Below are 23,937 nucleotides of genomic sequence, written 5' to 3'. Positions count from 1 at the left end.
GGGCTCTCCGCTAGCGGAACACCGAGGGCGGCGGCGCCGGTGAGGCGACCGCCGCCTCGTCCGTCACCGGCTGCGCCCCGCCGGTGAAGTCCACAAGGGAGCGGCCGTGTTCGACGCGGCCGGGGTGCGGGTCGGAGGCGGCGCGGCGGGTGAGTTCCGCGATCGGCAGCGGGGTGTCGGAGGCGACCAGGACCGCGTTGCCGAAGCGTTTGCCGCGCAGCACGGTCGGGTCGGCGACCAGGGCGAGTTCGGGGAAGCGGGCGGCCGCGGTGGCGATCTGGCCGCGGAGGTGGGCGAGCGGCGGGCCGTCGGCGAGGTTGGCGGCGTAGCAGCCGCCCGGCTTCAGGGCCCGGCGGACCTCGTCGAGGAACTCGGTGGAGGTGAGGTGGGCGGGGGTGCGGGCGCCGCTGAAGACGTCGGCGATGATCAGGTCGGCCCAGCCGTCGTGCACCTTGGCCAGCCCTTCGCGGGCGTCGAGGGCACGCACCCGGATCCGGGCGTTCGCCTCCAACGGCAGCTCCCGGCGCACCAGTTGGACCAGCGCCGCGTCGCGCTCGACGACCTGCTGGGTGGAGCGGGGGCGGGTGGCGGCGACATAGCGGGCGAGGGTGAAGGCACCGCCGCCGAGGTGCACGGCATGGACCGGTTTCCCGGCCGGTGCGACGAGGTCGATGACGTGCCCGAGCCGGCGCTGGTACTCGAAGGAGAGGTGGGCGGGGTCGTCGAGATCGACGTACGACTGCGGCGCCCCGTCGATCAGCAGCGTCCAGGCCCGCGACCGGTCCCGGTCGGGTATCAGCTCGGCGAGCCCGCCGTCGACGGGCTCGACGACGGCCTCGACGGCCCCGCTCGCCCGCCGGGCGTTCCTGGACTTCCCCATTGGGCCATTATCGGCAGCCGCGTGGGGCCACGCCTGCGCAGGGTCCGCCCGGTTCCGGGCGTCACCTGCAGTTGTCGGCCGCCGCGATGATCCGCGCCGCCTCGCCCAGTGCGGCGCGCAGGACCGACGGGTCGGTGGCGAGGTCGGCCTCGCCGGGCGGGAGCAGCCAGTCGGAGCCCTCGACGGGGGGCTGGGGGTTCAGGCTGAGGCCGCGACCGTTGGTCTCCGTGCAGGTGCTGCCGGGGACGTCCCAGGCGGCGGCCGTGCCGGGCGGTACCACGAAGCCGAGGGTGCGGCCGCCGTCGTCGTGCAGGACGGGACCGACCGCCTCGCAGGCTCCGCGCCGCAGGATGTCGACCGCCTCCAGTCCCTGCCGCGACGGCACGGTGACGAGGTCGCACGCGCCCGCGGGAAGGGGCGGCTCACTGTGCTCCGGGGTCGGTGCGTGCCCCACCGTCGTCGACGGCGTGCGAGGAACGACGCTCCGGCTCGTCTCCATCCCGGTCTCCACCACGGAACCCCTCCTTGAACGAAGCGGGTCGGGAGTCGGGTGGCTCCCGGTCCACAGGGGTAAACGCTTCACCGCGTCAACGGCTACGGCGGAAGTCCGCCGCAAAGGATGGCAGTTCATGGCAGATCCTGGATGAGATATCCGGTTTGTAGCCAAACACAGCGTGGCGGGTCGGACACAGCAGGTACGTTCTTGCCCGCCGGACACGGGGTGCTACACGGACAACTCCCTCCGATTCCGGCATGGTTCGACGGTTCGCACGAGAGGACCCGGCCATGACGTCGTCAAGGGTGACCTCGTCTCAGCCCCAGCCCACCCGGCCACCGCGGCCGAACCTCGTCTTCCGGCAGTTGCGCGGCCAGCGCTCGCCGGCCGAGTTCGCCGCGGCGGTGCGGCGGGCCGCGCGCGAGATCGGTGAGCGGGTCAGCTGCGACGCGCGTTACGTCGGCCGGGTCGAGGCGGGCGAGATCCGCTGCCCCAACTACGCGTACGAACGGGTGTTCCTGCACATGTTCCCCGGCCGCACGCTCACCGACCTGGGCTTCGCGCCCCGCTCGTCCGTCCGCGGACGCCGGGCGCACGCCTCCGGTGAGACGGGAGGGGCGTACGAGCCGTATGACACGCAGAACGTTCAGCATCCGCACAACCCGCTGAACCCGTACGACCCGCAAGATCCCGACGACCCGCATGAGCATCACGACGGCCGTGCGCGTCACGAGAACCACCCCGAGAACTACGAGGAGAGCGACGTGCTGCGTCGCGCATTCATGACCGGCGGGGGCGCCACCGTGGCCGCCGCCTCGCTGGGCCAGATCGGGCTCGCCTTCGACGCCGCGGCGGCGGGACGCCCCGTGCGCCGCGCCGGGACGGGCGACGCGTACGCGCTCGAGGAGGCCGTACGCAGAATCCGGCTGCTCGACGACCGGCACGGCGCGGACGGGCTCTACCGGCGCGCGTCGGAACCGTTGCGTGCCGCCTATGCGCTGCTGGACGCCGGGGCGACCCGGCAGACGACCGCCGACCGGCTGCACTCGGGCGCGGGTGAACTCGCCATCTCCGTGGGCTGGCTGGCGCACGACTCGGGGCGGTTCGACGACGCGCGCTCGCACTATGCGGAGGCGCTCGCGACCGCCCGGATGACCGGGGACGACGCCCTGGAGGCGCACGCCTTCTGCAACACGGCGTTCCTCGCGCGTGACGCCGGGCGGCCGCGCGAGGCGGTCCGGGCCGCGCAGGCCGCACAACGCGTCGCGCGCCCACTGGGCTCGCCCCGCCTGATGTCGCTGCTCGCGCTGCGCGAGGCGGGCGGCTGGGCCGGGCTCGCCGACCGCACGGGCTGCGAACAGGCGCTGGCCCGCGCGCAGGCCCTCTACGAGCGGGGCACCACGGAGGCCGACCCCGAGTGGATGAGCTTCTACGGGGAGGCCGAACTGGAGGGCCTGGAGGCGCAGTGCTGGTCGACGCTGGGCGACTGGCCCCGCGCCGCCCGCCACGCGCGCCGTGCGGCCCATCTGCAGGACCCGCACTTCACCCGCAACATCGCCCTGTACACGGCGGAACTCGCGGACGACCTCGCCAGAGGCGGCCGCCCGGACGAGGCCGCGGCGGCGGGCATGCGCGTACTGGACCTGCTGGACCAGGTCCAGTCGTCCCGAATCCAGACGATGCTGGCGGGAACGGCGAGGGTGCTCCTGCCGCACCGCCGGGCGTCGGGCGTCTCGGACTTCCTGGAACGCCACGCCTCAGTGCCGCGCATGGCTTGAGGCACGCGCGCGTACGTAACGCCGGGCAGAGGGGTCCTAGACCAGGTGCCCCAGGTCGTTCCAGCTCTCGATCGCCGGCTCCCCGTACGCCCACCCCAGCACCGAGAGCGACGTCGGGTTCAACCTGATCCGTGCCGCGAAATCGATCGGCAGCCCCAACCACCGCGCCCCGATCGACCGCAGGATGTGCCCGTGCGCGAAGACCAGCACGTCCCGGTCCGCGTCGCGCGCCCACGCCACCACCTCGTCGGCCCGCGCGGTCACCTCGGCCAGCGACTCGCCTTCCGGGACGCCGTCGCGCCAAATGAGCCAGCCGGGCCGCACAGCCTGGATGTCGTCCGGCGTCAGGCCTTCGTAGGCGCCGTAGTCCCATTCCATCAGCGTGTCCCAGACGCCAGCGCGCTCCCCGAACCCGGCGAGCTCGCACGTCTCACGCGCGCGTGCCAGCGGGCTGGTGCGCACCTCGACCCCGGGCAAGCCCTCGAACGGCGCCCGGTGCAGTCGCTCCCCGAGCAGCTTGGCCCCGCGCCGGCCCTCCTCCAGGAGCGGCACGTCGGTCCTCCCGGTGTGCTTGCCGGACAGCGACCACTCGGTCTGTCCGTGCCGGGCCAGCAGGATGCGCGGTGCCATGAGGAGAGGGACCCTTTCGAAAGAAACCACAGGCGGAACACCTCCATCATCGCGCACGCTGTGTGAGGGCAACCCGGTGGGCGATCCTCGCGTCTTTGAGGGCCGGGGGCGCCCGAGGGCGGCGCTCACATACGCCGTAAAGTGGCACGACCGGACCACCGGACGTCGCGCGAGAACGAAGGGGGAGGCGATCGGATGCCGCAGACCGAGACACCAGGCATCGAGGCAGCAGCCCCGCGCACGCGCCTGCGCTGGTGGACGGAGCTCCCGCTGATCCTGCTGGTGTACGCCTGCTACTCGGCCGGCCGGCTCCTCGCCCGCGGCAACACCTCCGGTGCCGTCGACCACGGCCTGGACATCCTGCGCATCGAGAAGTTCCTGCACCTCAACGCCGAGCACCCGCTGAACCGGCTCTTCACGCGCGAGGCCTGGCTCGGCGTCCCGGCCGACTTCTGGTACGCGTCGCTGCACTACCTGGTCACGCCCGCGATCCTGGTCTGGCTGTTCAGGTCGCGCGCCGTGCACTACCGCGCGGCCCGCACCTGGCTGATGACGTCGACCTTCTTCGGCCTGATCGGCTTCACGCTGCTGCCGACCTGCCCGCCCCGTCTGCTGTCGGCGGGCCACGGCTTCGTGGACACGATGGCCCAGTACAGCTCGTACGGCTGGTGGGGCGGCGAGGCCAGCGCTCCGCGTGGCCTCGGCGGCATGACGAACCAGTACGCGGCCATGCCGAGCCTGCACGTGGGCTGGGCGCTGTGGTGCGGCGTCATGCTGTGGCGGTACGGCAGGACGCCTGCGACGAAGGTCGCCGCCGTCGCCTACCCGCTGCTGACCACCATCGTGGTCATGGGCACCGCGAACCACTACTTCCTCGACGCGGTCGCGGGCGCGGCCGTGATGGGCGTCGGGCTGTTCCTGACGCCGTACGTCATACAGGGCGCGGACCGGATCAAGGAGCTGCTGCCCCTCGGCGCAGGCACCTCTCAGGTCGCGGGTTCCTCAATTGTCAGTGCCGGATGCCAGACTTCCGCGGGTGAGCGAATTCCACGGCAGCGCGAGTCCCGGATCGAATCCGGAGCCGAGCCCGGTGCCTCTTCCACGGACGCCGGGGAAGGCGCTGCGGCAGCGGCTCGCTGAGCTGCGCGGTCCCGACGTACCGGCCAAGGCGCTGGACGCGCGCGCCCTGGCCGCCCTCGCCGCCAACCCCGGCTGCAAGCGGCGCGCGATCCTCGACGGCGCCGGGGTGAACAAGGCGACACTGGCGAGCTCTCTGGGCTCCCCGTCGGTCTTCGGGCAGTCGCAGTTCGCGTTCACGCGGGGCAACGCGTTCGAGGCGAAGGTCAAGGCGGACGGCGGCGCCGAGCTGCTGCGGCTGGTGCACGAGAAGCTGGACCGGCACGCGGAACCGCCGGCCGACGCGCGCGTGCCCGACCTCGCGGCGTCCGGCCCCGAGGGGCGCACGGCCCGTACGGCACTGGCCCTCCGCGAGGCCTCCGACACCCCCGGCACCTGGACGCTCCTCGACCACCCGATGCTCGCCCTCGATGTGGCGGGCTCCCCCGCGTTCCTGGAGCCGGACGCGGTGGTGGTCCACCCGGACGGCAGCTGGACGGTCGTGGAGATCAAGTCCTTCCCGATGCTGGACGGTTCGGCGGATGCCGCGAAGGTGGGCGCGGCGGCCCGCCAGGCGGCGGTCTACGTGCTGGCGCTTGAGGAGGTGGCCGCCCGCCTCGATCCGGCCCCCGAGGTGCGGCACCGGGTCCTCCTCGTCTGCCCGAAGGACTTCTCCAACCTCCCCACCGCCTCGGCCGTCGACATCCGCAAGCAGCGTGCGGTCACCCGCCGCCAGCTGGCCCGCCTCACCCGCATCGAGGACATCGCCGACACACTCCCCGAGGGCACCTGCTTCTCCCCGGAGCTGTCCGCCGACGAGCTGACGTCCGCCGTGGAATCGGTCCCGGCGACGTACGCGCCCGAGTGCCTGTCCTCCTGCGAGCTGGCCTTCCACTGCCGCGACCGCTCGCGCGCGGCCGGCGCGGTGACCTCCCTGGGCCGCTCGGTCCGCGCCGAGCTGGGCGGCCTGACGACCGTCGAGGACGTCCTGTCCGCGTCCCGCGGCGAGACCGGCGACCCGGACGACCCCGCGGTGGCGGCGCTGCGGAGAGCGGCGCAGCTTCGCGCGGAAGCCCTCGGCCAGGAGGTCACCCCGTGTCGCTGATCTCCACCCTCGCCCGCCTCGAGGCCGTCCGCACCGGCCGCGCCCAGCCCGCCGCCACGGTCCGGCACCGCCACCTGTCCGAGCGGCCGCTGGTCTTCGTGCCGCTCACCACCGCCGGTGAGGCCGGAGCCCCGCTCGGCGCGCTCGTCGGCACCGACCGGGACGCGCCGCGCCTGCTCGTCGTACCGCAGCCGCGCGACCGCGACCTGAGGTTCGCGTTCCTGGCCGAGCTGGCGGACGTCGTCCTGCCGTACATCGACTCGCACGCCGAGGCCGTGGAGGCCGCCGAGCGCAACGAGACCGACCCCGAGACCGGCAAGCGGGTCAAGGTCGAGGTCGAACTGTGCGCGGACGCGCCCCAGTTGATCGTCCCGAGCCGCGCCGGCATCGACTTCGTACGGCTGCTCGGCCGCTCCATGCGCTTCAGGCGTACGGCGGAACAGGACCCGGAGACCCCGCATCCCGCTCCCCCGCGCGTCCCGCTGCTCGGCCGTTGGCTGACCCACTTCGGCGAGCGCGCCCGGGTCCCCGGCTCCTCGCTCCTGCTGGCGACGACGGACGTCCTGGCCCGGCACTGGGCCACCGGCCAGTCCACCCTGGAGGACCAGCATCTGGGCGCCCTGCTCGCCTGGATCGCCCCGCCGGAGGGCAGCACGGGCGCGGAGGCGGCGCTCCAGGCCGAACTCGCCCGCGGCCCCAAGGACCAGCTGCTCTGCCCGCCCGCCGGACCGGCCACCGACCCGGTGTTCGACAACAAGCTCCTCGCCCCCGCCATCGAGCGCTACGACCGCGCGCGTACCGCCCTCGCAGCCGCCGAGGACGGTCTGGAGGCCGACGACCGGCTCGGTGAACTCACCGCCGCCGAGCGCGAGATCCGCGACCTGGTGCTGAGCCGCACCCTGCCCACCTGGGAGAAGGTCTGGGACGGCCTGGACCTGCTGCGGGCACTGCCCGTCGGCGCGCACGTCGAGGAGCGATGGACGCGTGACCGCTGGTCGTTCACCGCCCACCGCGACCGCGTCACCGCGGGCGAGCCCCCGCAGCCGCGCCGCGACGACGCCGTCACCGCCGCGAACAAGCTCGCCTCGCGCGAGCGTGAGCAGGCCCGCCTGGAAGCCCAGGAGGCGCTCGACGACCCGCTGGTGATGGCGGGGCGGCGGCTGTCCGGGGAGGCGTTCGCGGGTGAGGTCACGGACGTCGTGATGGCGTACAGCGAGAGCAAGCGCCCCAGCCCCCGCCCGCTGGTCACCGTCCGTACGGACGACCGGCCGCACCTGGGCGAGCGGGCCAAGGCGTACCGCTCGCTGGGCGGCAAGCCGCAGACGGCGGAGTTCGTCGGGTACGAGTCCCTCGACGACGGGGACGCCCTGCTGGTGCTGCGCATCCTCGACAAGATGGGCCGCGGCAAGGAGCCCGATGCCGGGTCCGTGCCCGAGAAGGGCGACCGGCTCTGCTTCACCCTCTTCGAGCACGAGCAGCGGGGCGGCCCTAAGCTGCCCGACCCGGAGGAGACGCCGTGGACGCACGGCGGCCCGCCCGGTGAGGCCGCCGCGGAGGCCGCCGATCCCGTGACCCAGGAGGACGTCCTGTGACCCCCGACGCCGCCTTCGACCCCGGCGCCGAGGCCGCCCGCGCCACCGCCGACATCCTCCACGACACCCTGCACGGCACCGACCGCGGCGTGGTCGTCGACTCCCCGCCCGGCGCCGGCAAGTCCACGCTGGTCGTGCGCGCGGCGCTCGAACTGACCGACGCAGGGCGCCCGTTGATGATCGTCGCCCAGACGAACGCCCAGGTGGACGACCTGGTCCTGCGTCTCGCGGAGAAGAGCCCGCAGCTGCCGGTCGGCCGGCTGCACAGCAGCGACTCCGACCCGTACGACAAGGCGCTCGACGACCTGCCGAACGTACGCAAGTCGGCGAAGGCGGGCGAGCTGACCGGGCTCGCGGTCGTGATCTCGACGGCCGCCAAGTGGGCCCATGTGAAGGTCGACGAGCCGTGGCGGCACGCGATCGTCGACGAGGCGTACCAGATGCGCTCGGACTCGCTGCTGGCCGTGGCCGGCCTCTTCGAGCGGGCACTGTTCGTGGGCGATCCGGGCCAGCTCGACCCCTTCTCCATCGTCGGCAGCGAGCAGTGGGCGGGCCTGTCGTACGACCCCTCGGCCTCCGCCGTGACCACCCTGCTGGCCCACAACCCCGAGCTGCCGCAGCACCGCCTGCCGGTGTCCTGGCGCCTCCCCGCGTCCGCCGCGCCTCTGGTCTCCGACGCGTTCTACCCGTACACCCCGTTCCGCAGCGGCACCGACCACGGCGACCGCGGCCTGACCTTCGCCGTCCCCTCGGACGGCTCCGGCCCCGACCAGGTGATCGACGAGGCCGCGGAGTCCGGCTGGGGCCTGCTGGAGCTGCCCGCCCGGCACACCCCGCGCACCGACCCCGAGGCGGTGCGCGCGGTGGCGACGGTCGTACGGCGGCTGCTGGACCGGGGCGGTGCGGCCACGTCGGAGCGCGCACCCGAGGAGCCCGCACCGCTGACCCCCGACCGGATCGCCGTCGGCACGGCCCACCGCGACCAGGCGGCGGCGGTGCGGGCGGCGCTCGCGGAGCTGGGCGTCACGGAGGTCACCGTCGACACGGCGAACCGCCTGCAGGGCCGCGAGTACGACGTCACGGTCGTCCTCCACCCCCTCTCCGGCCGCCCCGACGCCACCGCCTTCCACCTGGAAACGGGCCGCCTGTGCGTCCTCGCCTCCCGCCACCGGCACGCCTGCATCGTGGTCTGCCGCGCGGGGGTGAGCGAACTGCTGGACGACTATCCGTCGACGGAGCCGGTCCAGCTGGGCACGCTGATCAAGTTCCCGGACGGCTGGGAGGCGAACCATGCGGTGCTCGCGCGCCTGGCGAAGCACCGGGTGACCTGGAGACCGTGACGGTCGGCGCACCCGTTCCCGGGAACATCGCGCGCCCCTCACAGCTTGATACCGCCGGAGGCACTCGGCCCTCTTGTGCGGACGCGGGACAATGGACGGTGGCCCGGCCACGCACGGGTCGTCCGCGACGTACGAGGAGGAGAAGACATGGCGGAGCCCACGCCGCGTCGGAACGAACCGCGGCTACGCCCCGCGCCCCTGCTCTTCGAGCCCGCGGAGGCGGCCTCCGACCCTGAGCACTTCTTCGACCTGGAGTCGATCGACGACCCGCGGGCGCTGCTGGCCCGCTCGACGGAACTGGCCCAGGCGTTCCGCGCGGCGGCGGACCGGGCGGTGGAGTACCAGGCGATGGCGGCCGCGCAGCTGGCGGACCCACGGCGGTTCGACCGGCTGACGCCGGCGGACATCGCGGAACGTGCGGAATGGACCGAGGACTATGCCAAGAAGATGGTCGAGTTCGGCCGGGACCTGATGCGCGGCGCCGAGGGACGAGGCTCCGCGGACCCCGTGTGAGCGGTGTGAACACGGTCCACTTCGGATTGGCATATGCCAGGCGGGCAAGATACTCCTCGCCACCCCCTCCTGTCCCGATTTCCGGCAACCCTCAGGAGCCGCGCGCTCACGGCCGGTAGATGTAGATGCCATGAGCAGCGAACGCAACGATCCGTTCTCCGACCGATTCGACGTCTGCGGGGTCACCTCGGACGGCGCCGCCTGGCTCGCCTCAGCCGGAACGTATCCGCGCAGCACGCTCGCCCTGTGGGAGGAGCGACCCCACGCCCCGGTCGTGCTGCCCTGCGGCTCCGCTTTCGACGTCGTCAGCGCGCCCGCGGTCTTCGGGCGCCGGATGGTCGACCGGCTGTGGGAGGAGGGGCCGGGCTCGGGCCCGGTGGCGACCTTACGGGGCCGCATGCTGCTGTTCGCCGCCCCCGGCACCGCCCAGCGGCTGCCCTCGCTGCTGCGCTGGGAGGAGATCGGCCGTACGGGAGCGATCCCGCCGCTGCTGTGCCACGGCAACGGCGACGCGGTGACCGTGCCGGCCCTGCGGGCCCCCACCACCCCGACCTCGGGCGACTCCCGCTGGCTCGTCGCCCCGGACACCCGTCACCCCTGGCTGCCGGGCCCGGAGATCCTGCTCTGGGCGGCCGTGCGGGCGGCCCGCGCCGCGGTCCGGATATCGATTTTTCCTCCCGCCGATCAGGATGCTAAGGTCTACGACGTCAGCAGGCGCCGCTAGCTCAGTTGGTTAGAGCAGCTGACTCTTAATCAGCGGGTCCGGGGTTCGAGTCCCTGGCGGCGCACGATGTCGATGGCGAGGCGTGTTCGCGGAAAGCGCGAACCCGCCTCGCCATCGTCGTTTTTGCGCGGCTTCGCCGCGCGTTGTGGGGGCTCCGCCACCCACACCCCCTTCACCGTCGGCCGATGTGGCCGTCAGCCGATGTGGCCGTCGGCCGAGGGCTACTCGGACGTGATCTTCACCGTCCACGCCCCCGAAACCGTCCGCCCCTCCACCTCCACCCGTACGTGCGTGTCCGGGACCGTGAAGCTCTCGCCCAAGCCGACCGGGGCGTCCGCCAGGGGTGGGTAGACGGAGTTCTCCCAGCAGGCCTCGGTGTGCGGGTGGGCGTCGACGACCTCGATCGGGCCCGTGCCGGACTCGATGCCGCTGCGCACCCGGTAGACGAGGATGCCCGCCCGGCAGACCGCCGTGTCGTTGCCGACCGGACCGCGCGCCTCGAAGGCGAGCACACTGTCGGGCCCCGTCCGCACCACCGCGAGCTTGGTGCCGTGCCCGACCCCGAAGGCCGGCGGCCCCGCCACGCCCGTCGCCGGGACGCCCGGCCCCGCGCCCAGCGGCTCCAGGGTAAGTCGCGTGACGCCGGCCTCCCGCACGCACACCACCTGCCGCGGGTCCAGCCACCCGAGCTTCCACTTGTGCCAGCCGAACAGATCGGGGGCCAGCCCGAACTGGCTGCCCATCAGGTCCCAGTCGCCGACGTACGTGTCCCAGTCGCCCTTGCCGTCGTCCGGCCGGTGGTACAGGTCCGGCAGATCGAAGACGTGCCCGGTCTCGTGCGCGAGGACGAGCCGGTCCGGCGGATGCCGCTCGAAGACCGTGACGACCCGCCGGATGTCCTTGCCGTCGGCGTGCAGTGGGCTGTCGAGATTGACGACCTTCGTCGCGTCCGAGTCCACCCCGGGCGCGTCCGGGTCGGCGACGAAGTACACGATGTCGTAGCGGGAGAAGTCGACCTGGGGGTCGGCGGCGGCCAGCGCGTCATGCAGGTAGGCGTCACGGTTCTTGGCGTTCCAGTCGCGCTGTATGGCGTACGACGTCGACGCCCGCGGCATCCGGATCCAGTGGTTCAGCGGATGCGGGCGGAGGGTGAACCTGCCGTAGGAGGCCTGCTCGAAGAAGCGGCTGGTGGCCGGGAAGTGGTCGGCGGTCAGCTCGGCGGGCGTGGTCCGCGGCACCGAGTCCGGGAAGGACAGGAAGACCATCACCGCGTTCAGGGCGCGGGTCGGGCGCGGATAGGCGGCGTTCCAGGTGTCGAGGCCCTCGGAGTGGTGTGCGTCGGTGCGCTGCAGAGCGCACGGCACCGCCGAGAACGGCTCGGCGACCGACGGCCCGGTCACCAGGGAGGTCGCCGCGAGGGCGGACAGGGTGGTGAACACGGCGGCGGTGCTGCGCAGTCGGGGGCCCCTGAATCCCTTGAGGGGGAACTGACGCGGCACAGGGACCTCCGGGAGCGGTACACGGGACACCGCACCCAGCTTGTGTTTATTTGTCGTACTACGCCCTGTTTGCCTACCCCGGACGAGTGAGTGAGCCGGGAAACCGTCAGGTCCGACACCCCCGAATCGCTCACGGAACGTCACAAATGGTCGGGGGCCCCAAGAACCCGTCCAGCTGCGGGCAGAAACGATCTGTCAGAAGTGCCACTCAATCCGGGACACTGGACTGTGGCTGGAAGGCCCTTGGGTCTGCCTCTATGATCGGCACACTTTCCTGCACGGACAGAGATCGAGTGCACTGCGGGAGCGAGCGGTGAGCGGAACGTCCGAAGGGCCGGCGCCCGCGGCAGACCTCGAGCGGTCCGCCGTTACAGAGAGTGACACCTACGCGTCTCCTCGTACCGAGCCGCAGGCGACTCGTACGGAGCCGCCGGCGTACCACTCGGTCTTCAGGGCTGCCCCCCTGGCCATGGCGGTCGTCGACCGCGAGGGCCTGGTGGTCGGCGCCAACGACGGCTTCGGTGCCCTGTTCGGCACCGCCACCGACGCGCTGACCGGCCGTATCGCCGCCGACCTGGTGGACCTGGCGTCCGACGCGCGCAACTGGCACGCCTACCGCGAGATGCTGCGCGGCCGCGAGGCCCTGATGCGCTGCACGCGCCGGCTGAAGCATCCCGACGGGCAGTCGGTGTGGGTTCAGGTCACGGTCACGCCCCTCGGTCAGGACGGCTGCCTGCTGATGTCTCTCAGCGACATCAGCGCGCACCGTGAACTCCAGGGACGGCTGCGGCACTTGGAGATGCACGACCCGGTGACCCGGCTGCCCAACCGCACCCTGTTCTTCGAGCGGCTGACGGCCGCGCTGGAGGCGGAGTCGTACGCGGAGAGCGGCACCGGCCGGATCGGGCTGTGCTACCTGGACCTCGACGGGTTCAAGGCCGTCAACGACACGCTCGGCCACCGCGTCGGCGACCGGCTGCTGGCCGCCGTCGCCGAACGGCTCACGCGCTGTGCGGACGAGGCGGGTTACGCCAGAGCGAGCGCGCCGCTGGTGGCCAGACTCGGTGGCGACGAGTTCGCGCTGCTGGTGGAGGACTCGACGGGCACGGACCAGTTGGCCGAGCTGGCGGAGTCGGTGCTGGAGGCGATCCAGGCGCCCTTCGACCTCGACGGCCGGCGGCTGTCGGTGTCGGCGTCGATCGGCGTCGTGGAGCGCCGCGCGGTCGGGACCACGCCAACTGCCCTGATGCAGGCGGCCGACACCACCCTCTACTGGGCGAAGGCCGACGGAAAGGCCCGCTGGACGCTGTTCGACCCGGAGCGCAACGCCCACCGCATGACCCGCCAGGCCCTGGCCTCCACGCTGCGTCCCGCCATCGAGCGCGGTGAATTCGTCCTCGAATACCAGCCGTTGGTGGGCATGGAGGACGGCCGGCTGAACGGCGTCGAGGCGCTGGTGCGCTGGAACCACCCGCAGTTCGGTGTGCTGACGCCGAATCGGTTCATCGGATTGGCGGAGGAGGACGGCTCGATCGTGCCGCTGGGCCGCTGGGTCCTCGTCACGGCCTGCCGCCAGGCGCGGCAGTGGCAGTTGGACCACCCGGACGAGCCGCCGCTGTTCGTGAGCGTCAACGTGGCGGTGCGTCAGGTCTGGGACTCGGACCTGGTCGCGGACGTCGCGGAGACCCTGGCGGAGACGGGCCTCGCGCCCCACCTGCTCCAGCTGGAGCTCACCGAGTCGGCCGTGATGGGCTCGGCGGGCCGGCCGCTGCAAGCGCTGCAGGCGCTCAGCGACATGGGGGTGCGCATCGCGATCGACGACTTCGGCACGGGCTACTCGAACCTGGCCTACCTCAGCCGGCTGCCGGTGTCGGTGCTGAAGCTGGACGGCTCCTTCGTACGGGGCTTCCAGTACGAGAGCGACAAGGACGGGGCCGTCCCGCCGAACCCGGCCGACGAGGTCGTCGTGGAGGCGATGATCCAGCTCGCCCACCGGCTCGGTCTGACGGTCACCGCGGAGTGCGTGGAGACGTCGGCGCAGGCGACCCGGCTGCGGCGGATCGGCTGCGACACCGGCCAGGGGTGGCTGTACTCACGGCCGGTGTCGCCGGATCGCATCTCCGAGCTGCTCGTGCCCGCCGAGCCCGCCGCGCACGTCGGCGATCAGGTGGTCGGCAACCCGTAGGCGTCGGCGATGAGTTCGTACGAGCGCAGGCGTACGTCCCCGCTGTGGGCGTTGCCCGTGATCATCAACTCGTCGGCGCCGGTGCGCTTCTGGAGGTCGTCGAGGCCGGAGCGGACCTCGTCCGCGGTGCCGTGGATGACGTTGGAGTTCCAGGAGTCGACGAAGTCCCGCTCCATCGGGCTGAATTCGTAGGCCTCGGCCTCCTCAGGAGTGGGGACGAGGCCGGGGCGGCCGGTGCGCAGGCGGACCATGTTGAGCGCGGCGGCCAGGACCTGACGGCGGGCCTCCCGCTCGTCGTCCGTGGCGAGGGCGGAGACGCCGATGAGGGCGTAGGGGGCGTCCAGCACCTCGCTCGGGCGGAAGGACTCCCGGTACAGGTCCAGGGCCGGGATGGTGTTCTGCGCCGAGAAGTGGTGCGCGAAGGCGAAGGGCAGGCCCAGGACGCCGGCCAGGCGGGCGCTGAAGCCGGAGGAGCCGAGCAGCCAGACGGGCGGGCGGTGCGGGGACTGGACGCCGCCGGGCGAGGTCGCCTGGACCGGGCCGGGGACGGCGTGGATACGGCGGTAGGGGTGGCCGTCCGGGAAGTCGTCGTCCAGGAAGCGGGTGAGCTCGGCGAGCTGCTCGGGGAAGTCGTCGGCGCCCTCGTTGAGGCGTTCGGTGCGGCGCAGGGCCGCGGCGGTGGCGCCGTCCGTGCCGGGCGCGCGGCCGAGGCCGAGGTCGACACGGCCGGGGGCCATGGCCTCGAGCGTGCCGAACTGCTCGGCGATCACGAGGGGCGCGTGGTTGGGCAGCATGACGCCGCCGGAGCCGAGCCGGATGCGGTCGGTGTGGGCGGCGAGGTGGGCCAGGATCACGGCGGGCGAGGAGGAGGCCACGCCGGGCATGGAGTGGTGCTCGGCGACCCAGTACCGGTGGAAGCCGCGGTTCTCCGCGAGGCGGGACAGGGCGACGCTGGTGTGCAGGGCGTCGGTGGCGGTGCGGCCGGCTCCGACGGTGACCAGGTCCAGTACGGAGAGGGGTACGGGGGCGGTGCCCTGTGCGGTGCCCCGGATCTCGTCTGCCGTCACGGTGGATGCCTCCTGTTTGGTACGACGCCGTATGCGCACGGCCATAACAGGAGGCACTCTCCGCTTTATTCCCGGAGGCTGCTCACACCTGGACGATCGGCTCCCGGGTGAACAGCGCCCCCAGGTTCGGTGCGTTCACCCGGCGGTCCGCAAGCCGTAGCGCCTCCCACACGGTGACCTGGTTCGCCGTGAGGACCGGCTTGCCCAGCTCCTTCTCCAGGGCGGGGATGTGGGCCGCCGTGTGCAGGGCGGTGTCCGGGAGGAGGAGGGCGTCCGCGTCGTCCCGGTCGGCGTCGCGCGCCAGCAGGAACACCTCCGCCTCGCCCCAGGTGCCGACCTCCGCCGCCGTGATGATCCCGGCACCGCGGACCGACGTCACCTCCACGCCGCCCGCCCGCAGGAACTCCGCGAAGAGCGCCGCCACGTCCTCGGGATACGTCGCGCCGATCGCCACCCGCCGCGCCCCGACCTCCTGCAGCGCGTGCACGAAGGCGAAGGACGTCGAGGAGGCGGGCATTCCGGCCGCGCGGGCGAGGGCGCGCACCTGGTCGTGGGCACCCTCCCAGCCGTAGACGAAGCTTCCGCTGGTGCATGCCCAGACGACCGACTCCGCGCCCGCCATGCGCAGTTCCCCGACTCCCGCCGCGAGCCGCTCGGCCGAGCCCATGTTCAGCAGCGCGTCGACCCGGTGCGCGTCCTCGCCGATGTCGGTGTGGACGACGTCGAGGCGGATGTCGCTGCCGAGCAGCTGCTCGATGCGCGGGTAGTCGTCCTCGGCGGAATGGCCGGGATAGAGGAATCCGAGTGCCGTCATGACCTGCCTTCCTGCTGCTGTTCACCGTCCGGGAGTTCCGGCAGTACGGGACCGGAACGCGCCGCCGGATCGATCAGCGCCTGATACGGCCCCACCGCCCGGGTACCCAGCCGGGCCAGGGCCGCCCACATCGTCACCTGGTTGGCCGAGATCACGGGGATGCGCAGTTCGGCCTCCAGCTGCGGAATGACGTCGTAGGTCGGCAGGTTGGTGCAGCTGATGAACAGGACGTCGGCGGAGCGCCGTACCGCCTTGTGGGCCATGGCGACCACATCGCGGTACGGGACCTTCCAGATGTGCCGGGTCAGGCCCATGTACACGCAGCCGGTGACCTTGACGCCCGCCTCGGCGACATAGTCCTCCAGCGCGCGCGTCACCGACACGGTGTACGGAGTGACGAGTGCGACCCGCCGTGCACCGAGTGCCGCCAGTGCCTCGAGGAGCGCGCCCGAGGTGGTGATCGAGGGGACCGCGCCGGCGCGCGTCATGGCCGCGCACATCGCGCGCTCCCCGGCGATCCCGCCGACGAAGCTGCCCGAAGTGCAGGCGTAGGCGACGACCTCGGGTGTGATCGCGGTCAGGGTGCGGACCGCGTCGTCGAGCGTCTCGTGCTCGCTGACCAGCCGCGCGAGGTCGAGACTCACCTCGACCGGCACAAAGGGCGTCCGTGTCAGATGGAGCGAGACATCGTCCGGGACCCAGCGCCAGAGCTCTCGATCCAGCGCGAAGTCGAAAGGGGCGACCACACCGACACCGCGTTGCGGGCGGGGTCCACCGAGAAATGAAACGTCCATGGTGCCCATGGCAGCCACCGCCTCACCGTGAGAAACAGCGGAGCAACGGACCCCCCATAGCGCCCGTGTTGACGAAGGTAGGTTCGGGTGCGAGCGTGGTCAAACCTCCCATGTCAGACGGCCGCAACCGCCCCGAGAAACGGCTTTCGCATGACCACCCCCACCCTTCTCGTCCTTGACGCCGAACCCCTCCCCCGCCTCGGCAGACTCACCGGTCGCGCCCGTATCGAGCACGCCGACGAGTCGACCCTCGCCGAGCGGCTGCCGCACGCGGACGTGCTGCTGGTCTGGGACTTCGCGTCCCGGGCCGTGCGCGCCGCCTGGCCGGGCGGGGGTCCGCGACCGCGCTGGGTGCACACGGCGAGCGCGGGCGTGGACCATCTGATGTGTCCGGAACTCGCTGCGTCCGACACAGTGGTGACCAACGCGCGCGGCATCTTCGACCAGCCGATCGCCGAGTACGTCGCGGCCCTCGTCCTCACCATGGCCAAGGATCTGCCGCGGACCTGGGAGCTGCAGCGGGAGCGGACCTGGCGGCACCGGGAGACACAGCGCGTGGCGGGCACGCGCGCGTGCGTGGTCGGGTCCGGGCCCATCGGCCGTACGATCGCCCGCACGCTCAAGGCGCTGGACATCACCACCGCGCTCGTCGGGCGCACCCCGCACACGGGCATACACGGCCCCGACGATCTCGACCGGCTGATCGCCCGCGCCGACTGGGTGATCGCTGCCGCGCCGCTCACCGAGCAGACGTACGGCATGTTCGACGCGCGCCGCTTCGACGTGATGCAGCCCTCGGCCCGTTTCATCAACATCGGGCGGGGCGGTCTGGTCGTGGAGGACGCGCTCGCGGAGGCGCTCGCCAAGCGGTGGATCGCGGGCGCGGCGCTGGACGTCTTCGACCACGAACCCCTCACCCCCGAAAGCCCGTTGTGGGAGGTCCCGGGGTTGATCGTGTCCCCGCACATGAGCGGTGACACGGTCGGCTGGCGGGACGAACTCGGCTCGCAGTTCGTGGAGTTGTACGAGCGCTGGGAGGCCGGCCGGCCGCTGCTGAACGTGGTCGACAAGAAACGCGGGTACGTACCAGGACGCTGAACCGCCCTAGCGATGGAGGGCAGATGACGGACCTCGAGCTCACCGAGCTGACCGCCGCACGACTCGTCGAGGGGTTTCGCAAAGGGGAGTTCAGTCCGGAGGAGGCCACGCGGGCCGCGCTGGAACGGGCCGAGCGGATCCAGCCGGAGGTGAACGCGTTCGTGCGGCTGCTGGCCGACGAGGCGCTCGCACAGGCCCGGGAGTCGACGGAGCGCTGGCGGCGCGGTGAGCCGAAGGGGCTGGTGGACGGGGTCCCGACGACCGTGAAGGACATCCTGCTGCTGCGCGGCGCCCCGACCCTCAAGGGCTCCAACACCATCTCGGAGAAGGGCAGCTGGGACGAGGACGCCCCCTCGGTCGCCCGGCTGCGCGAGCAGGGCGCGGTGTTCATCGGCAAGACGACGACACCCGAGTTCGGCTGGAAGGGCGTCACGGACTCACCGCAGTCCGGGGTCACGCGCAATCCGTACGACCCCGCCCGCACCGCCGGCGGTTCGAGCGGCGGTGCGGCGGCCGCCGTGGCCCTCGGCGCGGGGCCGCTGGCGCTGGGCACGGACGGCGGCGGCAGTGTCCGTATCCCGGCGGCCTTCTGCGGCATCTTCGCCCTGAAGCCGACGTACGGCAGGGTCCCGCTCTACCCGGCCAGCGCCTTCGGCACCCTCGCCCATGTGGGCCCGATGACCCGGGACGCGGCGGACGCTGCGCTGCTCCTCGACGTGATCGGAGTGCCGGACAACCGCGACTGGTCGGCGCTGTCCGCCGCGCCCGGCTCCTTCGTCGCCGCACTGCCGGGCGGGGTGAAGGGCCTGCGGGTCGCGTACTCGCCCTCGCTCGGCGGCCAGGTGGCCGTGCAGCCCGCGGTCGCCGCGGCGGTGCGGCGGGCGGTGGAGCGGCTGGCGGAACTCGGCGCGTACGTCAGCGAGACCGACCCCGACTTCACCGACCCGGTGGACGCCTTCCACGCCCTGTGGTTCTCGGGAGCGGCCCGGGTGACCCAGCAACTCGGGCCGCACCAGCGGAAGTTGCTCGACCCCGGGCTGCGGGAGATCTGCGGGGTCGGCGCCCGTCTCTCGGCGCTGGACTACCTCGCCGCGGTGGACGTCCGCATGGAACTCGGCCGCCGCATGGGCCACTTCCACGAGTCCCACGACCTCCTGGTCACGCCGACGCTGCCGATCACCGCGTTCGAGGCGGGCGCCGAGGTGCCGAAGGGCTCGGGGCACCGGCGCTGGACGGGGTGGACCCCGTTCACGTACCCGTTCAACATGACGCAGCAGCCCGCGGCGACCGTCCCGGTCGGCACCGACGGGGACGGCCTGCCGATCGGACTGCAGCTGGTGGCCGCCCGGCACCGCGACGATCTGGTGCTGCGGGCGGCGCACGCGCTCATGTCCGGCGGAAGCTGAGCGTCTCCCCCGCCGCCCCCGACCGCCAGAGGTCGTTGCAGCCCTCGGCCATCTCCGCGAGGCCTTCCACGATCTGGCCCCAGACGATGCCCGGCACCCAGCCGACGTCGGCGTTCAGCAGCAGGTTGTTGCGTTCGTAAAACAGGGCCAGGTCCACGACGGTCGTGCCGGCGCGGACCTCGCGGTCGTAGCCGTAGGCCTTTGTGCCGAGTTCCGTTCCCGCGAAGGAGAAATAACAGAGATCTCCGGGAATCGGGGTAACTGTCGGATTTTCCAGGGGTGGTTCCGATGCCGCGAACGGCGGGAAAAGGGCGTAGATCTCGTTACGGGCGTATTTCGCGTGATAGACGTCGCTGCCCAGTGGAAGGGCGTCCCACACGGCCGCGCAGGTGAGAGGGGCGCGGTCGTCCAGCAGTTTTGCCGTGCAGGTGATTCCACGCTTGACCAGCGAGACTTCGATGTAGCGGTCAGCCATGCATCCCATGGTGCATACATCGCATGCTCTCGGGTAGCCGCGCCGCCATGGCTCCACCTTTTGGGAACGACAGACACACACCCGGACCCACCCGCCGGTCGCTGCTCGCGGGGGTGGCGGCGCTCGGTGCGCTGGGCGCCGCGGGTTGCAGTCGCGTGGCGACCGCGTCGACGACGGCAGGCGGTGAACTGCTCGACCGGCTGAAGGCGGCAGGTGTCGTACGGCTGGGAATAGCGGGCGAGATCCCCTTCGGGTATATCGACAAGAACGGTGAACTGACCGGCGAGGCACCGGAATTGGCCAAGGTCGTCTTCAAACGGCTCGGCGTCGACAAGGTGCAGGCCGTGCCGACGGAGTTCGGCTCGCTGATTCCGGGCCTGAACTCGCAGCAGTTCGACGTCGTCGCGGCCGGGATGTACGTCAATCCCGAGCGCTGCCAGCAGGTCATATTCGCCGACCCCGACTACCAGATGCTCGATTCCTTCATCGTGCGCAAGGGAAACCCGAAGGGCCTGCACGACTACAAGGACGTCGTCGCGAAGAAGGCCAAGTTCGCGACCGGTACCGGGTATGCAGAGATCCAGTACGCCGTCGAGGCGGGGTACAAGGAGAGCGACATCCTGATCGTGCCGGACCAGGTCGCCGGGATGAACGCCGTGGAGGCGGGGCGGGTCGACGTCTTCGCCGGTACGGCGCTCACCACCCGCGAGGTCGTCAAGAAGTCCTCCAAGACCGAGGCGACCAAGGCCTTCGCACCGCTCGTCAAGGGCAAGCCCCATGTCGACGGGGGCGCCTTCGCCTTCCGGCCGACCGAGACCAGGCTGCGGGACGCCTTCAACGTCGAGCTGCACAAGCTGAAGGAAAGCGGCGAACTGTTCCGCATCCTGCAGCCCTTCGGGTTCACCAAGGCCGAGATGACCGATCTCACGGCCAAGGAGCTGTGCGGAGGGAAGAGCGGATGACCTCGGGACTCTGGGAACTCGTACTCCACGGAATCTGGGTCACCGTCCAGCTGCTGGTCCTCAGCGGACTGGTGGCCGCGGCGGTCGCCTTCGGGGTCGGCATGGCCCGCACGCACCGGCTGTGGATCGTCCGCTTCCTCGCGGGCTTCTACACCGAGGTGTTCCGCGGGACCTCCGCCCTGATCATGATCTTCTGGGTGTTCTTCGTGCTGCCGGTCGCCTTCGGCTGGCAGCTGGTGCCCCTGTGGGCCGGCACGCTCGCACTCGGCCTGACCTACGGGGCGTACGGCGCCGAGATCGTGCGCGGCGCACTGAACGCCGTCGACCCGGCGCAGCGCGAGGGCGGGATCGCGCTCAGCTTCACGCCCTGGCAGCGGATGCGGCTGGTCCTGCTGCCGCAGGCCGTGCCGGAGATGATCCCCTCCTTCTCCAACCTGCTGATCGAGCTGCTGAAGGGCACCGCGCTGGTGTCCGTCATGGGCATGGGCGACCTGGCCTTCAGCGCCAACCTGGTGCGCCTCGCACTCCAGGAGAGCGCGGAGATCTACACGTACGTCCTGCTGATCTACTTCGTCATCGCCTTCCTGCTCACCCGGGGGATGCGCGGACTGGAACGCAAGCTCAAGGCAGGGCTGGGCAAGCAGGTCGGGCGCACGCCCGAGCAGGAGCTGCACCGTCCTGAGACGACCGGCGTCGGAGCGGGCGCGGGCGCGGGAGGTATCTCATGACCTGGGACTGGAGCGCTGTCTCCGACTTCATGCCGAAGTTCTGGGACGGACTGCTGGTCACCCTGCAGATCCTCGCCCTCGGCTCGCTGATCTCCTTCGCGCTGGGCCTGGTGTGGGCACTGCTGATGCGCACACCGACCCGCTGGGTGCGCTGGCCGGTCGGGGTGGTCACGGAGTTCATCCGCGACACCCCGCTGCTGGTGCAGCTTTTCTTCTTCTTCTACGTGCTGCCCGAGTGGGGCCTGACGTGGCCCGCGCTGACCACGGGCATCTGCGCGATCGGGCTGCACTACTCGACGTACACGATGCAGGTCTACCGGGCCGGAATCGAGGCGGTCCCGGCCGGCCAGTGGGAGGCCGCGACCGCGCTGAACCTGCCGGTGCGCCGCACCTGGACCGTGGTGATCCTGCCGCAGGCGATCCGCCGGGTCGTGCCGGCCCTCGGCAACTACGTCATCGCGATGCTCAAGGACACACCGATCCTGATGACCATCACCGTCCTGGAGATGCTCGGCCAGGCACGGCTGTTCTCCCAGGAGCACTTCCAGTTCACCGAGCCCCTGACGGTCATCGGTGTGGCCTTCATCTTCATCGCCTACCCGGCCTCCCTTCTCGTACGAGCCCTGGAGCGACGCCTTGTCCGCTGACACCCCTCTGATGAAAGATCCCGACGCGAGCGCCAACCCGCCGGTGGACGGCAGCGAACTGATCCGCTTCGACCACGTCACCAAGCGCTTCGGGTCCAACACGGTGCTGGACCGGCTCGACTTCTCCGTCGAGTCCGGCAAGCACGTCACGCTGATCGGCCCGTCCGGCTCCGGCAAGACGACGATCCTGCGGCTGCTGATGACCCTCACCAAGCCGGAGGAGGGCACGATCACGGTCGCCGGGGACCAGCTCTTCCCGGCCCCCGAGAAGCAGATCCGCGAGGTCCGCAAGAAGATCGGGATGGTGTTCCAGCAGTTCAACCTGTTCCCGAACATGTCGGTGCTGCGCAACATCACCGAGGCCCCGGTCACCGTCCTCGGCCTGTCCAAGGACGAGGCGGAGCAGCGGGCGCGCGACTTGCTGGACCTGGTGGGCCTCGCCGACAAGTGCGACGCCCGCCCGACCCAGCTGTCCGGCGGCCAGCAGCAGCGGGTGGCGATCGCCCGGGCGCTGGCGATGCGGCCGCAGGTGCTGCTGCTGGACGAGGTGACCTCGGCGCTCGACCCGGAGCTGGTCGCGGGCGTCCTCGACGTGCTGCGCGACATCGCCCGCACCACGGACATCACGATGCTCTGCGTGACCCATGAGATGAACTTCGCAAGGGACATCTCGGACCAGGTGCTGATGTTCGACTCCGGCCGGGTCATCGAGTCGGGGCCGCCGGAGAAGATCTTCAGCGAGCCCGAGAACGACCGGACACGGGAATTTCTCAGCGCGGTGCTCTGACTTCGGGAAGGCTTCGGAGGTTGAACGCGGTTCAACCTCCGAGGTCCCGGCGTCGGGTCATGTCATCGGCATATGCCAGAGTGTCTGAGCCCCTGTTGAGAGCGGTGGGGCGGGGTCGGAATCTCGTCAACAGCCGCTCACAACAAGCCTCTTGACCGTTATCGTAGAAAAGATTCGCTGTCCGGATTACGGCCCAGTAGTGAGCGAGCGCAGGGGGAACACCGTGGCGCTGAAGCACGAGCCGACCGCGCCGTACCACTCGGCCCAGGACGCCCTGCGCGTCCTGGAGACCGTGGCACGGCACACCACCGGAATCACCGACACCGAGCTCGCCCGGCTCACCGGCCTCACCCCGGAGCGGCTGACCACCCTCCTGAGGATGCTGCGCCGCGAGGGCTACGTCGAGCAGATCACCGACGGCGCGTACGTCACCGGGGACGCGCTCACCCGCCTCGGCTCCGCCCAGGGCCGGGAACAGGCGCTGCGCGAAAAGCTCCAGCGCACCCTGGACCGGCTGCGCGACTCGGTGGGCGCGGCCGTGTACCTCAGCACGTACGTCGACGGCGAGGTCAAGGTCGCCCAGTACGCCGACGGACCCACGACCCCGGTGGTCAACGAGTGGGTGGACTTCCGCTACTCGGCCCACGCCACCGCGATAGGCAAGAGCCTCCTCGGCCAGCTCGACCACAACAGCCGCCGCGACCACCTCTCCCGCCACAAGCTGGCCCGCCTCACCTCGCGCACGATCACCAGCGACCGGCTCCTGCTCTCCCGCCTGGAGTCCCAGCCGCCGACCGTGCCCCACCTCGACCTCCAGGAGTACGCGGTCGGCACGGTCTGCGCGGCCGTCCCGATCAGCGCCGGTTCCTCGGTCGGCTGCCTGGCCCTGTCCCTCCCGGTGGAGGACGCCCACCGCCTGCGCCAGGCCGCGGACGCCCTGAACCGGAACGCGGCGCCGGTGCTGCTGTCCCTGGCGATCTAGACGTCCCGACCGCCCCGGCCGGTGGTCAGGAGCACCCCTTCGGACCAGGTACTATTTTCTTCGTCGCCGCCCGCGAGACACAGATCAAGCGGTCGGCGTGAGTCATGCGCCGCTAGCTCAGTTGGTTAGAGCAGCTGACTCTTAATCAGCGGGTCCGGGGTTCGAGTCCCTGGCGGCGCACCAACAGTGAAGGCCTCTCGTGGGAGCGAGGGGCCTTCCCTTTTGGGCAGATATCTCCCGGGTCCTGCAGGAGCGGCTGGGGGTCCGGGGGTTATCCCCCGGAAAATGCAGCATCAGCGGGTCCGGGGTTCGAGTCCCT

The 23,937-nt window shown here is 71.5% G+C and carries 23 protein-coding genes and 2 tRNA genes; 17 read left to right on the top strand and 8 right to left on the bottom strand.

Annotated features, from left to right (window positions below; genetic code table 11):
* Positions 1–10 precede the first annotated feature (10 nt).
* Positions 11–880: a spermidine synthase gene (locus ACFY1L_RS45650; protein ID WP_388839298.1), complete on the bottom strand. Its 870-nt coding sequence runs from the start codon at positions 878–880 to the stop codon at positions 11–13.
* Between the two features lie 61 nt (positions 881–941).
* Positions 942–1,394: a hypothetical protein gene (locus tag ACFY1L_RS45645; RefSeq protein WP_388839295.1), complete on the bottom strand. Its 453-nt coding sequence runs from the start codon at positions 1,392–1,394 to the stop codon at positions 942–944.
* Between the two features lie 272 nt (positions 1,395–1,666).
* Here ACFY1L_RS45645 and ACFY1L_RS45640 point away from each other — a divergent pair, with 272 nt between their 5' ends.
* Positions 1,667–3,154: a hypothetical protein gene (locus ACFY1L_RS45640; protein WP_388839292.1), complete on the top strand. Its 1,488-nt coding sequence runs from the start codon at positions 1,667–1,669 to the stop codon at positions 3,152–3,154.
* Positions 3,155–3,190: 36 nt separating this feature from the next.
* On the opposite strand, the gene ACFY1L_RS45635 is transcribed toward ACFY1L_RS45640, so the two are convergent.
* Positions 3,191–3,784 (bottom strand): histidine phosphatase family protein, encoded by a 594-nt coding sequence (locus ACFY1L_RS45635; protein ID WP_388839289.1) that lies wholly within the window; start codon positions 3,782–3,784, stop codon positions 3,191–3,193.
* Between the two features lie 195 nt (positions 3,785–3,979).
* Here ACFY1L_RS45635 and ACFY1L_RS45630 point away from each other — a divergent pair, with 195 nt between their 5' ends.
* The 7 genes from ACFY1L_RS45630 (at position 3,980) to ACFY1L_RS45600 (ending at position 10,238) form a co-directional block, all read left to right on the top strand.
* Entirely contained in the window at positions 3,980–4,924 is a 945-nt protein-coding gene (locus tag ACFY1L_RS45630; protein WP_388839287.1) for a phosphatase PAP2 family protein, read from the top strand.
* Entirely contained in the window at positions 4,875–6,005 is a 1,131-nt protein-coding gene (locus ACFY1L_RS45625; protein ID WP_388839284.1) for a hypothetical protein, read from the top strand. The genes ACFY1L_RS45630 and ACFY1L_RS45625 overlap by 50 nt, the downstream gene beginning before the upstream one ends.
* Positions 5,996–7,597 carry a hypothetical protein gene (locus ACFY1L_RS45620; protein WP_388839281.1) on the top strand — a complete coding sequence of 534 codons (1,602 nt, stop codon included), beginning with the start codon at positions 5,996–5,998 and terminating at the stop codon, positions 7,595–7,597. Before ACFY1L_RS45625 ends, ACFY1L_RS45620 begins: the two co-directional genes overlap by 10 nt.
* Entirely contained in the window at positions 7,594–8,937 is a 1,344-nt protein-coding gene (locus ACFY1L_RS45615; RefSeq protein ID WP_388839278.1) for an AAA domain-containing protein, read from the top strand. The genes ACFY1L_RS45620 and ACFY1L_RS45615 overlap by 4 nt, the downstream gene beginning before the upstream one ends.
* Positions 8,938–9,084: 147 nt before the next feature.
* On the top strand, positions 9,085–9,450 hold the full coding sequence (locus tag ACFY1L_RS45610; protein ID WP_361257225.1) for a hypothetical protein: 366 nt from the start codon (positions 9,085–9,087) through the stop codon (positions 9,448–9,450).
* 130 nt (positions 9,451–9,580) lie between these two features.
* Entirely contained in the window at positions 9,581–10,174 is a 594-nt protein-coding gene (locus ACFY1L_RS45605; RefSeq protein WP_388839274.1) for a bifunctional DNA primase/polymerase, read from the top strand.
* Positions 10,165–10,238, top strand: a tRNA-Lys gene (locus ACFY1L_RS45600). Before ACFY1L_RS45605 ends, ACFY1L_RS45600 begins: the two co-directional genes overlap by 10 nt.
* A 157-nt stretch (positions 10,239–10,395) precedes the next feature.
* Here the strand turns inward: ACFY1L_RS45600 and ACFY1L_RS45595 are convergent.
* The gene (locus ACFY1L_RS45595) at positions 10,396–11,673 is read right to left on the bottom strand and encodes a M6 family metalloprotease domain-containing protein (protein ID WP_388839271.1); all 1,278 of its coding nucleotides are present in this window, start codon (positions 11,671–11,673) and stop codon (positions 10,396–10,398) included.
* 313 nt (positions 11,674–11,986) lie between these two features.
* Here ACFY1L_RS45595 and ACFY1L_RS45590 point away from each other — a divergent pair, with 313 nt between their 5' ends.
* Positions 11,987–13,858, top strand: a complete 1,872-nt coding sequence (locus ACFY1L_RS45590) for a putative bifunctional diguanylate cyclase/phosphodiesterase (protein WP_388839269.1) — start codon at positions 11,987–11,989, stop codon at positions 13,856–13,858.
* On the opposite strand, the gene ACFY1L_RS45585 is transcribed toward ACFY1L_RS45590, so the two are convergent.
* The 3 genes from ACFY1L_RS45585 to ACFY1L_RS45575 are packed head-to-tail and all read right to left on the bottom strand — an operon-like array spanning position 13,837 to position 16,533.
* On the bottom strand, positions 13,837–14,970 hold the full coding sequence (locus ACFY1L_RS45585; RefSeq protein ID WP_388839266.1) for an LLM class flavin-dependent oxidoreductase: 1,134 nt from the start codon (positions 14,968–14,970) through the stop codon (positions 13,837–13,839). The genes ACFY1L_RS45590 and ACFY1L_RS45585 overlap by 22 nt on opposite strands.
* Positions 14,971–15,007: 37 nt before the next feature.
* Entirely contained in the window at positions 15,008–15,739 is a 732-nt protein-coding gene (locus ACFY1L_RS45580; protein WP_388839263.1) for a decarboxylase, read from the bottom strand.
* Entirely contained in the window at positions 15,736–16,533 is a 798-nt protein-coding gene (locus ACFY1L_RS45575) for an aspartate/glutamate racemase family protein (protein WP_388839260.1), read from the bottom strand. The genes ACFY1L_RS45580 and ACFY1L_RS45575 overlap by 4 nt, the downstream gene beginning before the upstream one ends.
* 150 nt (positions 16,534–16,683) lie before the next feature.
* Between ACFY1L_RS45575 and ACFY1L_RS45570 the strand changes: the two genes are divergently transcribed.
* Together ACFY1L_RS45570 and ACFY1L_RS45565 are read left to right on the top strand one after the other, a co-directional pair.
* Positions 16,684–17,631: a D-2-hydroxyacid dehydrogenase gene (locus ACFY1L_RS45570; protein WP_388839256.1), complete on the top strand. Its 948-nt coding sequence runs from the start codon at positions 16,684–16,686 to the stop codon at positions 17,629–17,631.
* Positions 17,632–17,654: 23 nt separating this feature from the next.
* The gene (locus tag ACFY1L_RS45565) at positions 17,655–19,037 is read left to right on the top strand and encodes an amidase (RefSeq protein WP_388839253.1); all 1,383 of its coding nucleotides are present in this window, start codon (positions 17,655–17,657) and stop codon (positions 19,035–19,037) included.
* Here the strand turns inward: ACFY1L_RS45565 and ACFY1L_RS45560 are convergent.
* Complete coding sequence (locus tag ACFY1L_RS45560) at positions 19,018–19,512, bottom strand: DUF3830 family protein (RefSeq protein WP_388839250.1); 495 nt, start codon at positions 19,510–19,512, stop codon at positions 19,018–19,020. The genes ACFY1L_RS45565 and ACFY1L_RS45560 overlap by 20 nt on opposite strands.
* A 47-nt stretch (positions 19,513–19,559) precedes the next feature.
* Here ACFY1L_RS45560 and ehuB point away from each other — a divergent pair, with 47 nt between their 5' ends.
* The 6 genes from ehuB (at position 19,560) to ACFY1L_RS45530 (ending at position 23,801) form a co-directional block, all read left to right on the top strand.
* Positions 19,560–20,474, top strand: a complete 915-nt coding sequence (ehuB, locus tag ACFY1L_RS45555; RefSeq protein ID WP_388839247.1) for an ectoine/hydroxyectoine ABC transporter substrate-binding protein EhuB — start codon at positions 19,560–19,562, stop codon at positions 20,472–20,474.
* Positions 20,471–21,202 carry an ectoine/hydroxyectoine ABC transporter permease subunit EhuC gene (gene ehuC / locus ACFY1L_RS45550; protein WP_388839244.1) on the top strand — a complete coding sequence of 244 codons (732 nt, stop codon included), beginning with the start codon at positions 20,471–20,473 and terminating at the stop codon, positions 21,200–21,202. The genes ehuB and ehuC overlap by 4 nt, the downstream gene beginning before the upstream one ends.
* Positions 21,199–21,849 (top strand): ectoine/hydroxyectoine ABC transporter permease subunit EhuD, encoded by a 651-nt coding sequence (gene ehuD, locus ACFY1L_RS45545; RefSeq protein WP_388839241.1) that lies wholly within the window; start codon positions 21,199–21,201, stop codon positions 21,847–21,849. The genes ehuC and ehuD overlap by 4 nt, the downstream gene beginning before the upstream one ends.
* 10 nt (positions 21,850–21,859) lie before the next feature.
* The gene (gene ehuA, locus ACFY1L_RS45540; RefSeq protein WP_388839238.1) at positions 21,860–22,636 is read left to right on the top strand and encodes an ectoine/hydroxyectoine ABC transporter ATP-binding protein EhuA; all 777 of its coding nucleotides are present in this window, start codon (positions 21,860–21,862) and stop codon (positions 22,634–22,636) included.
* Between the two features lie 223 nt (positions 22,637–22,859).
* Positions 22,860–23,618 (top strand): IclR family transcriptional regulator, encoded by a 759-nt coding sequence (locus ACFY1L_RS45535; RefSeq protein WP_388839574.1) that lies wholly within the window; start codon positions 22,860–22,862, stop codon positions 23,616–23,618.
* 106 nt (positions 23,619–23,724) lie between these two features.
* Positions 23,725–23,801: transfer RNA gene (locus tag ACFY1L_RS45530), tRNA-Lys, on the top strand.
* The last annotated feature ends 136 nt before the right edge of the window (positions 23,802–23,937 follow it).

Source organism: Streptomyces sp. NPDC001663, from assembly GCF_042893105.1.
In the GTDB taxonomy this organism is placed as follows: Bacteria; Actinomycetota; Actinomycetes; order Streptomycetales; family Streptomycetaceae; genus Streptomyces.
Note: the sequence above shows the minus strand (reverse complement) of the source record. Positions and strands in the feature narration are given on the sequence as shown.